Here is a 16,710-nt window from a genome sequence, read left to right on the forward strand (position 1 = left end):
GCCCTCCGACCACCCATGGACCCGCTAGAAAACATCGGCAACAGGAGTAGCACGTTTGAACCAGTTTTCTTTTAGTTATGACGCGTCCGGCCACTCCGCCCATACCCTGGGAACAGGTTCCGCCGCCGGGGACACCGGGCTTGACCACGCCGCGCTCAAGGAAGCCCTCCGCTCGGTCCGTCACCCCCTCTACCTGGTCCACCAGGACGGCGTGCTCACCCCCGAACTGGCCCGCACCGGCCAGGGCGCCCCGTTAGCCCGCGAGGGTGCGCGAGTGGTAGCCTTTGCCCCCCCTTCCCTTCCCGAACATCTGGGCGATCCCTCTTTCTGCCGCGAGCTCGGCATCCGCTTCCCCTATCTCGGCGGCTCGATGGCCAAGGGGATCAGTTCCGCCGCCATCGCCGAAGAACTCGGGCGCGCCGGGATGCTCGGGATGTTCGGCGCCGCAGGGCTTCCCCTTCGCCAGGTCGAAGACGCCGCCGACCGGCTGGCATCCTCCCTCGGAAAGATCCCCTACGGCTTCAACCTTATCCACTCCCCCCACGAGCCCGACCTGGAGCGTGAACTGGCCGAGCTCTACATCCGCAAAGGGGTCCGCATCGTAGAGGCCTCGGCCTTCCTTGCCCTGACGCTCCCGCTCGTTCGCTACCGGGTGCATGGGATCAGGCGCGAGGCCGACGGACGTATCGTCGCTCCCAACCGGATCATCGCCAAGGTCTCCCGCGAGGAGCTGGCGGCGAAGTTCTTCGCCCCCGCCCCCGAGAAGTTTCTCCGCGAACTGGTTGCCAACGGATCCATCACCGAGGAGCAGGCCGAACTGGCCGCCCAGATCCCGCTGGCCCAGGACGTCACCGCCGAGGCCGATTCCGGCGGACATACCGACAACCGCCCCGCCATCGCCCTCTTCCCGACCATCGCTTCCCTGGCCTCCCGGCTCCAGCAAACGCACGGCTACGACGTGAAGCTCCGGGCCGGCCTGGCCGGAGGGATCTCCACCCCGGCTTCAGCCGCTGCCGCCTTCGCCATGGGCGCCGCCTACATCATGACCGGCTCGGTCAACCAGGCCTGCGTCGAATCGGGCACCTCCGACGCCGTCAGGGGGATGCTGGCCGACACCCGCCAGGCCGACGTCATCATGGCCCCCGCCGCCGACATGTTCGAGATGGGGGTCACCGTCCAGGTGCTGAAGCGCGGAACCATGTTCCCGATGCGGGCGGCCAAGCTCTACGAGTTCTACCGCGCCTACCGGTCGCTGGAGGAGATCCCGGCCGCCGAACGGGAGAAGCTGGAAAAGACCTTCTTTCAGGCGACCTTCGACCAGATCTGGCGCGACACCCGCAGCTACTTCCTGACCCGCGACCCCTCCCAGGTCGAACGCGCCGAGCGCGACCCGAAACACCTGATGGCGCTGGTCTTCCGCTGGTACCTCGGCATGGCCGCCCATTGGGCCAAGGATGGGGCCGAACAACGCCGGATGGATTACCAGGTCTGGTGCGGACCCGCCATGGGAGCATTCAACGAATGGGCCACCGGGTCGTTCCTGGAGCCCCCCGCCAACCGCAAGGTCGTTGACGTCGCCCTCAACATCCTGCACGGTGCGGCGCAGCTCAACCGCGCCAACGTTCTCCGCAGCCAAGGCATCCAGCTCCCCCAGGACGCCCTGACGGTCGAGCCTCTCGAACTAGCCAAGATCAAGGAGTATCTTGTTGAAAACTGACGAAATCAAACCCGCCGCCCGCAAAGGAAACGAGCTGGCCATCATCGGTATCGGCTGCCTCTTCCCCAAGGCCGAGGATCGTACCGGATACTGGGCCAACATCGCCGAAGGCATCGATGCCATTACCGAGGTCCCCGACACCCACTGGGCGGTCGAAGATTACTTCGACCAGGACCAGAAGAGCCCGGACCGCACCTATGGCCGCCGCGGAGGTTTCCTCTCCCCCGTCGATTTCAACCCGATGGAGTTCAACATCCCTCCCAACGTTTTGGAGGCGATCGACAGCTCCCAGCTCCTCGGCCTGGTGGCCGCCGGCCAGGCGCTCAAGGACGCCGGTTACGGCCCCGACCGCACCTTCGACAAGGCCCGCGCCAGCGTCATCCTCGGCGTCACCGGCACCCTTGAGCTGGTGATCCCCCTGGGCGCCCGCCTCGGCCACCCGATCTGGCGTTCGGCCCTCAAGGACGCAGGGGTGGACGAAGCGGTCGCCAAGGACGTCGTGGAGCGGATCGCCGACTCCTACGTCTCCTGGCAGGAGAACTCCTTCCCGGGCCTGCTCGGCAACGTGGTCGCCGGCCGCATCAGCAAGAACTTCGACCTGGGCGGCACCAACTGCGTGGTGGATGCCGCCTGCGGCAGCTCGCTTGCCGCTCTTAACCTCGCCGCCCTGGAGCTCACCTCCGGCAAATCCGACATCGTGGTGACCGGCGGGATCGATACCTTCAACGACATCTTCATGTACATGTGCTTCAGCAAAACCCCGGCGCTCTCCCCGGCCGGGAACGCGAAGCCCTTTGACGTCTCCGCCGACGGAACCATCTTAGGCGAAGGGCTGGGGCTCGTGGTGCTGAAGCGGCTCGCCGACGCCGAACGCGACGGCGACCGGGTCTATGCGGTGGTCACTGGCATCGGCTCCTCCAGCGACGGCAAAGGGGACGCCATCTACGCCCCCAGCGCATCCGGCCAGAAGAATGCACTCGTCTCCGCCTACGCTGCCGCCGGGGTAACTCCCGACAGCATCTCGATGATCGAGGCGCACGGAACCGGCACCAAGGTCGGCGATGCCGTCGAGATCTCCGCCCTGCGCGAGGTGTACGGCAAGGCGGACAAGCCGTGGTGCGCGCTCGGTTCGGTTAAGTCCCAGATCGGCCACACCAAGGCCGCGGCAGGCGCCGCCGGTCTCATCAAGGCCGCCATGGCCTTGCACCACAAGGTGATCCCGCCGACCATCAAGGTCCAGACCCCGCAAAAAGAGGTGGTCGCCGGGAATTCCCCCTTCTACATCCCGACCCAGAAGCGTCCCTGGTTCCCGCGCCCCGGCATCCCCCGGCGTGCAGCGGTCAGCGCCTTCGGCTTCGGCGGTTCCAACTTCCACCTGGTGCTCGAAGAGTTCCGCGCCGAGAAGAACGTGGCTGACTGGGACGGCCACAGCCAAATCATTCCCCTGTCCGGCGCAACCCCGGCGGTCCTCTCTTCCGCCCTCGGGCAACTGGAGAGCGTGGCCTCTTCGTGGAATGCACTGAGGGATCTCGCGGCGACGCTGCGCAAGAATTTCGACCCGGCCGCCCCCTGCCGCCTCGCGATCGCGGCGGAGAGGAACAAGACCAATCTCGCCGCTATCGTAAAGAACGCCCGCGCCATGCTGGAGAAAAACCCGAAGGGGGCCTGGCAGACCCCGGACGGCGCCTTCTATGCCTGCGGCGCCAACAGCGGCAAGCTCGGCGTGGTCTTCCCCGGCCAGGGCTCCCAGTACACCGGGATGCTGAACGACCTCTGCTGCCGTTTCCCGCAGGTCATGAGCAGCGTCGTCAACGCCAATGACGGCTTCCTGGCCGAAAACGGCGCTTTCCTCTCCGACCTCATCTACCCGATCTCCGCCTTCGACGCCGAGACACGTAACCGGCAGGAAGAAGAGCTGAGGTCCACCGAGGCCGCCCAGCCCGCCATTGGCGCCACCAGCCTCGGCGCCCTCCGTCTCGTCCAGGATTTCGGTATCGTCCCCGCCGCCGTCGCCGGTCACAGCTACGGTGAGCTCACCGCCCTCTGCGCGGCCGGAAAGATCGGCGAGGAGAGCCTGCACGCCCTCTCGCGCCTGCGTGGCCGCCTGATGGGCGAAGGAAAAGGCGACAAGGGGAGCATGCTCGCGGTGGCCGCCCCGCTCGCCAAGGTGAGCGAGGTCATCAAGGAAGAGAAACTCGACCTGGTGATCGCCAACAAGAACGCCCCGACCCAGGCTGTCCTTTCGGGCAAGACCGAGGAGATCGTGCGGGCGAAGGATGTCTTCACCGCCCGCGGCATGACCTGCAAACAGCTTCCGGTAGCCGCCGCGTTCCACAGTGCGCTGGTTGCCGATGCCGCCAAACCGTTCCTGGCCGCCCTCGAGAAGGTGGAGATCAAGAAGGGCGAGATCCCGGTCTACGCCAACACCACCGCCGCCGAGTACCCCGCCGACCAGGCTGCCGCCAAGGCCCTGCTGGCCGGTCAACTGGCCAAACCGGTGGAGTTCGTGGCCGAGATCGAGGCGATGTACCAGGCAGGGATCACTACGTTCGTTGAGGTGGGCCCCGGCAACCGGCTGAGCGGACTCGTTCAGGCCATCCTCGGAGACCGTCCGCACCAGGCCATCGCCATCGACTCCTCCTCCGGCAAGCGCGCCGGAATCGCCGACCTCGCCCGCGCGCTCTCCCAACTGGCGGCGGCCGGGTTCCCGGTCAAGCTCGCCGCCTGGGATGAAGGGCATGTTCCGGCGGTGGCTGGCAAGAAGAAGCTCATGACGGTGCCGATCTCCGGCGCCAACTACGTGAAGCCGAAGGCGAAGAAGCCGCCGGTCCAGCGTCCCGCCGTGACCGCCCAGGTTGCGGCACCTGCGGCAGCCCCGGCGGCACAGCCCACTGCGGGCATCCAGCCGGCACTGGCGGCACAGGCTGCACCCGCCGCCCCCCAGGTTGCCACCGCTTCGCAGGCGTTCGCGAACAGTTCGCAACCGCAGGCCGTTCGCCCGGTCGCAGCGCAGGTTCCGCCGACGGTCCTCAGCGAGACTCTGCGGATGACCAGGGAAAGCATGGCGATCCTTCAGAGGATGCAGGAGGATACCGCACAATTGCACCGCAGGTTCCTGGAAGGCCAGGAAACCGCGGCGAAGACCTTCCAGACCCTGCTGGAGCAGCAGCAACGCATCATTTCCAGTGGCGTGGCCGCTTATCCGGCAGCTCTGTCATTCGCCTCCGCCCCAGCCGCGGCCCCGATGCAGGCCCCGATTACGGCCAGCCCGGCTCCGGTTGCAGCACAGCAGGCACCGGCCCAGGCGCAGGCTCGTCAGGCATCCGTTGCACCGGCAGCCCAGGCGGCTCCGGTTGCAGCTCCGGTGGCGGCAGTTATCGCCCCGGCTCCGGCACCGATGGCTGCTACCCCGGCAGCCGGACCTTCCAAGGTCACCGAGACGCTGCTGGCTGTGGTCAGCGAGAAAACCGGCTACCCGGTGGAGATGCTCGAGCTCGACATGGGGATGGATTCGGATCTGGGCATTGACTCGATCAAGCGGGTGGAGATCCTTTCGGCGCTCCAGGAGCGGCTTCCCGGCTCCCCGGTGATCGGGCCGGAGCACCTGGGAACTTTGAGGACGTTGGGGGATATCGCCGGGCATCTTTCGGCAGGTATGGCTTCGGCACCCCATTCTCACCCTGTCTCTCCCCTTGAAGGGGCTGGTACCATTGGCGCGGCTGCAGCGTCGGCGCCTGCGGCACAGGTCACGGAAACACTGCTGGCTGTCGTGAGCGAGAAAACCGGCTACCCGGTGGAGATGCTCGAGCTCGACATGGGGATGGACTCGGATCTCGGCATCGACTCGATCAAGCGGGTCGAGATCCTTTCCGCTCTGCAGGAAAGGCTTCCGGGTTCCCCGGTCATTGGACCGGAGCACCTGGGGACACTGAGGACATTGGGGGACATCGCCGGGCACCTCGCGAAGGGGGGCGGGCTGCAAGGGACTCAAGGGACCAAAGGGACCCAAGGGAGCGTGGTAAGCTTCGACGTCACTGCGGTTTTGCTTGAGGTGGTGAGCGAGAAGACCGGGTATCCGGTGGATATGCTTGAGCTTGAGATGGGGATGGATTCCGACCTGGGGATCGACTCCATCAAACGGGTCGAGATCCTCTCCACCTTGCAGGAACGGCTGCCGGGTTCCCCCACCATCGGACCGGAGCACCTGGGGACTCTGAGAACGCTGGGCGACATCGCCGGGCATCTTGCCAATGGTGTCGGCCGCCAAGGGACTCAAGGGACTCAAGGGACTCAAGGGACTCAAGGGACCCAAGGGACTCAAGGGTGCCTGGAAAGCTCCGACGTCGCTGCGGTACTTCTTGAGGTTGTGAGCGAAAAGACCGGGTATCCGGTTGACATGCTCGAGCTTGAGATGGGGATGGATTCCGATCTCGGCATCGATTCCATCAAGCGGGTCGAGATCCTCTCGACGCTCCAGGAGCGGCTTCCCGGCTCACCCACCATCGGCCCGGAGCACCTGGGAACGTTGAGGACGTTGGGGGATATCGCTGGGCACCTGTCGGCTGGCATGGCTTCGGTACCCCATCCTCACCCTGTCGGGGAGGGTACCATTCTCCCGGCGGCAGGGGCAAGTTCTGCTACCCAGGCGGGGCTGATTCAGGGCCAGGATGTGGCGGCCGTGCTTCTCGAAGTTGTGAGCGAGAAAACGGGGTACCCGGTCGACATGCTGGAACTGGAAATGGGGATGGACTCCGATCTCGGGATCGACTCCATCAAGCGGGTCGAGATCCTTTCCACTCTCCAGGAGCGGCTCCCGGGATCCCCTAACATCGGGCCGGAACACCTCGGCACCCTCAGAACGCTGGGGGATATCGCATCCTTCCTCGACGGAGCCACTGCCGGGGCTCCTCAGGCTGCCCCGGCACCTGCCGCTCAGCAGCCTTCAGCTCCCGAACAGGCGGCTACCGTAGCCTCCAAAGTCGAACCGGCTAAAGCTGCCAAAGCTGAACCGGCCATCGTCCATCCTATCGAGAGAAGCACGGTCGTCCCGGCCGCCCTGACCGAGGAGGACGACGCAGATGCCATCACGCTGGCGAATGACAGCGAAATCTGGGTTACCGACGACCAATCCCCGTTCACCGCCGAACTCTGCAGCATCCTCCTCGAGCATGGCTGCACCGTTCGCAAGATCGACCCCGCCAATGCCCACCAGACGGTCCCGACCGGCAAGCTCTCCGGCTTGATCGTCTCGGCACCGGTCAGCGGGACCGACGACCTGTTCCTAAAGAACGCCTTCCAGCTCCTCAAGAACGCCTCCGAGGCGCTCATCCAGACCGGGAAGGACGAGGAAGACGCCGTATTTGTCACCGTCTCCAGGCTCGACGGCGCCTTCGGGTTCGGAGACGAGGCTTCCCTCAAGGATCCGCTTTCCGGTGGACTCGCCGGCCTGGCCAAAACCGCCGCACGCGAGTGGCCGGAAGTTTCCTGCAAAGCCATCGACCTCGGAGCCTTCCCGCACCAGTCGGCAGCCGCCAGCGCCGTGGTTCTCGAATTGCTGCGCCGCGGCCCGGTAGAAGTCGGCCTCTCCCCGGCAGGCAGGGTCGGCCTCAAAACCGAGATCCTCGCCGAAACCTCCGCTCCGGAAACGCCCGCCGTTGAAACAGGCGACGTGGTCGTCATCACCGGCGGCGGGCGTGGCGTCACTGCGGCGGCGGCCCTCGCCCTGGCTGAGCAATACCACCCATTCCTGGTCCTCCTTGGCCGCTCCCCGGAACCGGAAGAGGAACCGGCCTGGCTGGTCCCCCTGACCGAGGAGAGCGAGATCAAGCGGGCCATCATGCAGCAGGCGACCGGAAAGCTTCACCCGCGCGAGATAGAGGAGCGTTACCGCGCCGTATCGGCCGCCCGTGAGCTGCGGGATACCCTCTCCAAGATCTCCGCTACCGGCACCGAAGTCATCTACCGCTCGGTCGACATCCGCGACCAGGGAGCGATGGAGCTCGTGCTGGCCGAGGTCCGCCGCTCGCGCGGGACCATCCGCGGCATCGTCCACGGCGCCGGCGTACTTGCCGACCGGCTGATCGTCGACAAGTCGATCGAGCAGTTCGAGCAGGTCTACGGCACCAAGGTTCATGGCCTGAGGTCTCTCCTCAATGCCACCCGCACCGACGAGTTGCGCTTCATCGCCCTCTTCTCCTCCAGCACCGGCCGCTTCGGCCGCGTCGGCCAGGTCGATTACGCCGTGGCCAACGAGGTACTGAACAAGGTCGCCCAGCGCGAAGCCCGGCGCCGTGAAAATTGCCGCGCCGTCAGCATCAACTGGGGCCCCTGGGACGGCGGCATGGTCACCCCCGCCCTCAAAAAGGTCTTCGCAGGCGAAGGGATCGGCGTGATCGATCTCGCCGAAGGGGGCGCCTTCCTGGCCCGCGAGATTGCAGCCACTGGCGCCCCGGTCGAGATCGTGGCCCTGGCAGGACTCGGTCTCCCCGAGAGCGCCGCGGCACCCGCCAAGCCGCAGGTTCTTCATGAAGCATTCGGCCTTACCCTCACCGTCTCGGATTACCCGTTCCTCCGCTCCCACGTCTTGGACGGCAAGGCGGTCCTCCCGATGGCCATCATCGTGGAATGGCTCGCCCACGGCGCCCTCCACGGCAACCCCGGCTTCCGTTTCCACGGCTTCAACGATCTCCGGATCTGCAAAGGGGTGGTCTTCGAGAACAACACCGGCTTCAAGCTGAGTGTGATGGCGGGCCGCGCCGAGAAACGCGAGTCCTTCCACCTGGTTCCGGTCGAGCTCTGCAGCGAGGGGGCCAACGGCAAGACGGTGCTCCACGCCCGGGCCGAGATCGTGCTGGCCACCAAGCACCCGGAAGGGATCAGGTCCATCACCGAGATCCCCAGCACTCCCTACACGCCGGAAAACGGGGTGATCTACAACCGCGAACGCCTTTTCCACGGCCCGGATCTGCACGGCATCGAGCAGGTCGACGGCTGCTCCGCCAAGGGGATCGCCGCCATCGTCAAGAAGGCTCCGGCCCCGGGCAACTGGATCAAGCATCCGCTGAGAAGCGCCTGGCTGACCGATCCGCTGGTGATCGACAGCGCCTTCCAGATGATGATCCTCTGGAGCTTCGAGCGTTTCGGTGCCGGGTCCCTCCCCTGCTTCGCCGGCCGCTACCGGCAGTTCCAGGAAAGCTTCCCGCGCGAAGGGGTCCAGGTGGTCATCCGCGTCACCTCGGAAAGCGCCCACGGTGCCACCGCCGACATGGAATTCCTCGACCGCCACAACGGCAAGCTGGTGGCGCGCCTCGAAGGATATGAGTGTGTGATCGATCCATCGCTCAAGCAGGCATTCCAGCGTAACAAGTTGCAGCCGGTTTCCGTGATGGGGGCCGCCTGAGCATGAAAGAGCAGTCCCCCTCGGTTGCCATCGTCGGGATCGGCGGGATTTTCCCCGGCGCTCCCGACCTCACCACGTTCTGGGAAAACATCCGTTCCGCCAAAAGTGCCGCCAGGGAAGTCCCCGAGGGTAGATGGCAGATCTCCGCCGATACCGCCTTCGATCCCGAGCCCGGCAAGCCTGACCACGTCTACTCGCGCCGCGGCTGCTTCGTCGAGGAACTGCCGCCGCTCTCTGAGCTCGACGGCCTCTTCATCGACCAGCCCCAGATCTCCCGGCTCGACCCAGCGTTCCGGCTCCTCCTGCACGCAGGGAAGCGCGCGTTTGGGAGCGCGGTCACCAAGCCGGTCGATCTCTCCCGGGTCGGCGTCATCATCGGCAACCTCGCCCTCCCCAGCGAAAAATCCGCCGAAATCACCCGCGCGCTCCTCGGCCGCACCTTCGAGGAAAAGCTCATCGGCAAGGCCATCGAGACCGCCGCCACCGAGCCCCTCAACCGCTACGTTGCCGGGCTCCCGGCGGGCCTTCTGGCTGCCGCCCTCGGGCTTGGCGGCGGAGCCTTCACGCTCGACGCCGCCTGCGCCTCCTCCCTCTACGCCATCAAGCTTGCCGTGGACGAGCTGACCTCCGGCCGGGCCGACGCCATGCTGACCGGCGGACTCTCCCGCCCCGATCCCCTCTTCACCCAGATGGGCTTCTCACAGCTGCGGGCGCTCTCCAAGCGCGGCATCTGCGCTCCGTTCGACGCCACCGGCGACGGTCTCGTGGTCGGCGAAGGGGCCGGTATCTTCGTGCTGAAGCGGACCCAGGACGCTCTCAAGCACGGCGACAAGATCTACGGGATCATCCGCGGCGTAGGCGTTTCGAACGATGTCGGGGGAAGCCTCCTGGCACCGCTTTCGGACGGGCAGCTGCGCGCCATGCGCGGCGCCTACGCGAAGGCGGGATGGGCGCCGCAGGACGTCGACCTCATCGAGTGCCACGCGACCGGCACGCCGGTCGGGGACGCCACCGAGGTCGCGAGCCTCAAGGAACTTTGGGGAGCCGCACCGGGATCGGAAAAGTGCTGCGTGATCGGCTCGGTCAAGTCCAACATCGGCCATCTCCTCACCGCCGCCGGATCGGCTGCCCTCACCAAGGTACTTTTAGCCATGGCCGAGGAAACCCTCCCCCCGACGGCCAACTTCGCACAGGCTCCCGCCAACTTCGGGCTGGAACAGAGCCCGTTCGGCGTGCTCAAGTCTCCGGCGCCGTGGATCCGCCGCGGAGACGGGATCCCGCGCAGGGCCGGGGTCAGCGCCTTCGGGTTTGGCGGGATCAATGCACACCTGCTCGTTGAGGAGTGGGTTGGGCAGGAGGAGTTGGAGGAGGTTGACGCGGCGGTTGGGGCCCACGTCGACTCCAAGGCAAATCCCCCCTGCCCCCCCTTCGCAAAAGGGGGAACCTCTGGCCAGACGGGGGGCGATGATATCGCTATCGTCGGGCTGGATGCGCGGTTTGGGAAGTGGCAGTCGCTTGCTTCGTTCCAGGCGCATGTGCTCGGGGGAGACCAGGAGAGTAAACCGGGACGGCCGACGGATTGGTGGGGCGCGGAGAAGAGCGAATGGTTTGCTCAGGACGGGCTGTCGTCTACCCCGTTTGCGGGCTATTTCGTGGACGGCTTTTCGGTGCCGCTCAATCAGTTCCGCATTCCGCCGCGCGAGATGGAGGAGATGCTGCCGCAGCAGCTTCTGATGCTGCAATCGGCGGCGGCGGCCATCGGCGATGCGAAGCTGGATCGTTCGGAGAACCTGCGCGCCGGGGTCTTCGTCGGGATCGCTCTCGACCTCAACAGCACCAACTTCAGCTTCCGGTGGTCCATCGCGGAGAAGGCGCGGATTTGGGCCAAGGAGCTCGGCCTCGACTTGAACGACGAGCAGCTCGCCGCCTGGATCCAGGAATTGCGCGAAAAGAGCGGCCCCGCACTTACCGCCAACCGGACCATGGGTGCCCTGGGAAGCGTGGTGGCCAGCCGCGTCGCCCGCGAATTCCGCTGCGGCGGCCCAAGCTTCACCATCTCCAGCGAGGAAAGCTCGGGAATCCACGCCCTGCAGACTGCGGTGCGCCAGCTGCAGTTGAACGAGATCGATCGCGCCATCGTCGGAGCGGTGGACCTTGCCGGCGACCTGCGTGCTGCCTGGGGCCATCACATGGCCCGCCCCTTCTCGAAATCGGGCCGGGCTACCCCCTTCGACCAAAGTGCCGACGGCACCGTCATCGGCGAAGGTGCCGCGGCTCTGGTTCTCAAGCGCCTTGAGGATGCCCAGGCCGCCGGAGACCGGATCTACGCCGTCATCAAAGGGGTCGGCGACGCCAACGGGGAGTTGAAGCTGCCGGGTGCGGCTGCGTACCGCCGGGCGCTCGAACGCGCCTACCGCGAGGCCGGGATCGACCCGGTCCGGGTTGGTCTCGTGGAGGCTCACGGCAGCGGCGATCCCGCCGAGGACCGGATGGAGTGCGCCGCCCTCTCCGACTTCTTCCAGCCCGCCGGTTCCACTTCGAAATTCGCTCCCCGCCGGCTCCCGGTCACCGCCGTCAAGGGAACCATCGGCCACTGCGGTGCCGCAAGCGGTATCGCATCCCTCGCACGAGCGGCCCTGGCACTTTACCAGGAGATCATTCCGCCCGCGCCCGCGGGGAAAGCACCGCTGTCGAAATTCTCCGGCAACGACGCCTTCTTCCTCCCCTCAGGGCCCCGCTTCTGGCTCCGCAATCGCGCCGAGGGGCCCCGCCACGCCGGGGTCAGTGCCTTCGGCGTGGACGGCGGTTGCTGCCATGTGGTGCTTGAGGGGTATGACAGCGTTCCTGCCGAGGCGAAGGCCGCGCGCATAGCGCCGCTTGGCTCCGGAACCGACTTCCTCTTCCCTATCGCGGGATCCGGACAGGGTGAAATCGCCGAAGCGCTCCTTCAGTTGCGGGATAAGGCAACCCTCCCCTCTCCTCCCGATATCGCGACCCTTTCCCGCGATCTCATCAAGCGTCAGCAGGCGATGGCCAACCAGCCGTTGGCCATGTCGCTGGTGGCGCGCAGCCCCGACGAACTGATCGGGCTCATCGATCAGGCTGAGCGGCTGTTGAGTGCGGATTCGGTCCAGAGCGAGGCGATCCTTCACCCGTCGCTACGGGATCGGCTCTTCTTCTCCCGCAACCCGCTCGGCGCCACCGGGAAAATCGGCTTCGTCTTTCCCGGCTCGGGTAATCACTTCGCCGACATGGGGAAGGATCTTTCGGCCCGCTGGCCCGAGATCTTCCGTCGCCAGGACGCAGAGAACCAGTATCTGCGCGAGCAGTTCCAGCCGGAAGCATTCTGGAACGGAGCCCCGATCGAGGAGGTCAACGAAGATCACCTTGCGGTCATCTTCGGCCAGGTGGCGACCGGCTGCGCGGTGAGCGACATCGTGCAGGGCTTCGGGATCAAGCCCAACGCCGTCATCACCTACAGCCTCGGCGAGAGCGCAGGCCTCATCGCCACCCGGACCTGGCAGGAACGGGACCTGATGCTCTCCCGCATGAAGAATTCCACCCTCTTTACCCACGACCTGGCCGGCGAGTGCCGCGCGGTCCGCAAGGCTTGGGGCGAGATGGAGGGGAAGGAAATCAACTGGTGCATCGGCGTGGTCGATGCCCCGGCGCGCGAGGTCCGCAGGGCGCTCAAGAAGAGCTCGCACGTCTACCTGCTGATCGTGAACACCCCGGACGAGTGCGTCATCGGCGGCGACGTGAAGTGGGTGAAGCACGTGGTGGCGATGCTCGACTGCCGGTTCTTCCCGCTGCAGGGCGTCACTACGGTCCATTGCGAGGTGGCGCGGCCGGTGGCCGAGGCCTACCGCGACCTCCATCTCTTCAATACCTATCCGCCGAGCAACGTCACCTTCTACAGCGGGGCCTACGGCGCCTCGTACCAGGTGAACCGCCGGTCTGCCGCGGAATCGATCCTGGCTCAGGCACTGGAAGGGATCGACTTCCCAAAGGTGATTGACGCGGCTTACGAAGACGGCGTCCGCATCTTCATAGAGATGGGACCCGGCGCATCCTGCACGAGGATGATCGGAAGGATCCTCAACAAGCGGCCGCATGCCGCCAGGGCGGTCTGCTTCCCCGGCGGAGATGAGAATTCCGCGGTGGTGAAACTGCTGGCCCACCTCTTCGCCGAACGGGTGCCGATGGACCTGGAGCCGCTGATGGCGGGGTATGCGAAGGATGTCCCGATCGCAGGGGCGAAATCGCTCAAGTGCGTCACCGGCTGCGGAGGGTTTGACGTGGCCGCAGCACCCCATCCTCACCCCAACCCTCCCCTTGAAGGGGAGGGAGTTATTGCGTCCGATCTTGCCCGTTCAGGGGAGGGAGTTATTAGGACCGATGTTGCCGGTACAGGGGAGAGTGTTGTTGGGGCCGATCTAGCCGGTACAGGTGCGGGGGTTGTTGGGCCCGATCTTTCCCGCACAGGACAGGGAGTGATTGGGTCAGTTCTTCCCGGTACAGGGGAGAGAGTTGCTGGGGCCGATCTTGCCGGTGCGGAACAGGGAGTCATTGGGAATGGGGCGGCCCACCTCGAGCAAACACAGACGGTTGGATTTGCGGTACAGGAAGGGTTCGATTTCAATACCGGAGGGGCTTCCGTCATCGAGTCCGCAGTTTCACCGGCTCCGGAAGTAGAATTCGTTCCGGCAGCATTTGAGGGGGCGGGGACGCATTCCGAGACGGCTACCGGTATGAACCAAAACATTCACTTTGAGAGGCAACCCGCTATTTCTGCTGCCGATTCGTTTACCGCACCCCAGCAAACATTTGAGCATCCTGCCCCGGTGAATGCTCCGGCAACGCCGGTGCCCGGCGCAGAACAGGATGGGGTTGATTCTCTGCTGCAGAACTTTGCCGCCGCCCAGCAGGCGACTCTTCAGGCGCACGACGCGTACCTGCGCGTGGCGGGAGAACTGACCCGCTCGATGACGGAGGCACTGGCTCTTCAACTTGCCTTGCAGGAGAAGATGCTGGCGGGCGGCGTGCCGGCCGAGCCGTATGCGGTGGACACTTTGGGCGACACGCTAGGCGCGGCCGGGGCCGTGGACGCCGATTGTATGCACGCAGCGGTCAATGCTGGAAGTGCAGCGGGCGCTGCCGTCTATCTTGCTCCGGCGGTGCAGCCGGTCCGGCCGGTTAAGCCCGCGGTATTCGACCGCGACATGTGCATGGAGTTCGCCATAGGCTCGGTCGGCCGCATGCTGGGACCGGCTTTTGCCGAGGCGGACAGCTTTCCGACCAGGGTACGGCTTCCCGATGAACCTATGATGCTGGTCGACCGGATGGTCACCCTCGAGGGTGAGCCGAAATCGATGACCAGCGGCCGCGTGGTCACCGAGCACGACGTCCTTCCGGGCGCCTGGTACCTGGACGGCGGCAGGATCCCGACCTGTATCGCGGTCGAGGCGGGCCAGGCCGACCTCTTCCTCTCCGGCTACCTCGGCATCGACTTCATTACCCGCGGGCTCGCCGTCTACCGGCTTCTCGATGCAGTGGTCACCTTCCACCGCGAGTTGCCGCGCCCGGGCGAAACCATCAGCTACGACATCAGGATCGAGCGTTTCTTCCGCCAGAACGACACTTACCTGTTCCGGTTCCACTTCGAGTCGACGGTCAACGGGGAGCCGCTCCTCTCCATGCGTAACGGCTGCGCCGGGTTCTTCTCGCAGGCAGAACTGGACGCGGGGAAAGGGATCGTCCGCGGCGCTCTTGACCTCCGCCCCACCACCGGCAAACTCCCCGCCGACTGGCAGGACCTGGTGCCGATGGAAAAGGCATCCTATACCGGCGAACAGCTGGACTGCCTGCGCCAGGGGGATCTCGCGGGCTGTTTCGGCCAACTTTTCCAGGGGCTTAGCCTGACCCGCCCCCTCACCATCCCGGGCGGCAGGATGCGGCTTGTCCACCGCGTCATAGAGTTGGTACCCAAAGGGGGCCACTATCAGCTCGGCTTCATCAGGGCCGAGGCGGATATCCGTCCCGACGATTGGTTCATCACCTGCCATTTCGTCGATGACAAGGTCATGCCGGGCACTCTCATGTACGAGTGCTGCATGCACACACTCAGGATCTTCCTGCTGAGGATGGGGTGGATCACCGAGGGAGACGAAGCGGCGTGGCAGCCGGTTCCGGGCGTGGCCAGCCAGCTTTGCTGCCGCGGCCAGGTCCTGGAGAATACCAAGGTGGTCACCTACGAGGTCACCGTGCGCGAGTTGGGATACCGTCCGGAGCCGTACGCCATCGTGGATGCCCTCATGTACGCTGACGGCAAGCCGATCGTCGAGATCACCAACATGTCGGCTCGTCTCACGGGTACTGACCGGGATAAGCTCACGAGGCTTTGGGCGGAAAAGCAGGGGACAGCGGCTGGCAGTGTGCCTCAGGCAGGCTTCCCCCACCCCCTCGCCCCCTCCCTCCAGGGGAGGGGGGATGTCACTCGGAAGCCGGCGGTGTACACGAAGGAGCAGATTCTCGCCTACTCGAACGGCAATCCTTCTGAGGGGTTCGGGGACAAGTACAAGGTCTTCGACCGGGAGCGGAAGATCGCCCGGCTGCCGGGTCCCCCGTTCCAGTTCATGGACAGGGTCACTGCCGTCGGTGGCGAACCGTGGAAGATGGTACCGGGAGCCATGGCCGAGGCGCAGTACGATATCCCGGTGAACGAGTGGTACTTTGGGGTGGAGCGCCAGGGAAGAATGCCGTTCTCCGTCATCCTGGAGGCCGCTCTTCAGCCGTGCGGGTGGCTGGCCGCCTACGTCGGATCGGCCCTTTCCTCGCCCACCGATATCTCCTTCAGGAACCTGGGAGGGACCGCGGTCCAGTATCGTCCCATTACCCCGGAAAGCGGCACCCTGACGGCGACCGCCAACCTCACCAAAGTCGCCAACAGCGGCGGGATGATCATCCAGGAGTTCACCTTCTCGGTCGCCGACCGGGACGGGGTCGTCTATGACGGCGACACCATGTTCGGGTTCTTCGGGAAAGAGGCCTTGGCCAACCAGGTCGGGATCAGGGACGCCGCGATCTACCAGCCGAATGAAGCAGAAGCGGCTGCGGCGGAGTGTCTCCCCTACCCTGCGGCCCCTCCCTTCCCGGACACCATGCTGCGGATGATCGACACGATCGAGATGTACCTCCCGAACGGCGGCCCCGCCGGGCTTGGGTACGTGAAAGGAACCAAGCAGGTTCAGCCGGAGGAGTGGTTCTTCAAGGCGCACTTCTACGAGGATCCGGTCACGCCGGGATCGCTGGGGCTGGAGTCGTTCCTGCAACTGGTCAAGTTCGCCGCCGTCCGGCGCTGGGGATGGTCGGAGGGCGATGTGCTCGCCGCGGTGGCGCTTGACCACAGGCATCGGTGGCTCTATCGCGGACAGGTGGTTCCGACGAATAAGGAAGTTACCGTCACGGCGTGGATTACCAAGATCGACGACCAGGCTAAGGTCATGACTGCCGATGGTTTCCTGTCGGTGGACGGAAGGGTCATTTACCAGATGAATGACTTTACGGTGAGAATCGAAAAGAAGTAGCCATTAAG

The 16,710-nt window shown here is 65.5% G+C and carries 3 protein-coding genes; all 3 read left to right on the forward strand.

Annotated elements, in window-relative coordinates; translation table 11 throughout:
- Nucleotides 1-55 precede the first annotated feature (55 nt).
- From L4X63_RS07985 to L4X63_RS07995, 3 genes are read left to right on the forward strand one after another with little or no spacing between them, the layout of a single operon-like run.
- Entirely contained in the window at nt 56-1,717 is a 1,662-nt protein-coding gene (locus L4X63_RS07985) for a PfaD family polyunsaturated fatty acid/polyketide biosynthesis protein (RefSeq protein ID WP_284694543.1), read from the forward strand.
- Nucleotides 1,707-9,116: a type I polyketide synthase gene (locus L4X63_RS07990; protein ID WP_250678086.1), complete on the forward strand. Its 7,410-nt coding sequence runs from the start codon at nt 1,707-1,709 to the stop codon at nt 9,114-9,116. Before L4X63_RS07985 ends, L4X63_RS07990 begins: the two co-directional genes overlap by 11 nt.
- Before the next feature lie 2 nt (nt 9,117-9,118).
- Nucleotides 9,119-16,702 carry a beta-ketoacyl synthase N-terminal-like domain-containing protein gene (locus L4X63_RS07995; protein WP_250678087.1) on the forward strand — a complete coding sequence of 2,528 codons (7,584 nt, stop codon included), beginning with the start codon at nt 9,119-9,121 and terminating at the stop codon, nt 16,700-16,702.
- Nucleotides 16,703-16,710: the final 8 nt, after the last annotated feature.

It is taken from the genome of Geomonas sp. Red32 (genome assembly GCF_023652955.1).
Classification (GTDB): domain Bacteria; phylum Desulfobacterota; class Desulfuromonadia; order Geobacterales; family Geobacteraceae; genus Geomonas.

Excerpts from the sequence above, each read along its gene's own strand:
- L4X63_RS07995 (WP_250678087.1), top strand. The coding sequence starts at position 9,119 with ATGAAAGAGCAGTCCCCCTCGGTTGCCATCGTCGGGATCGGCGGGATT.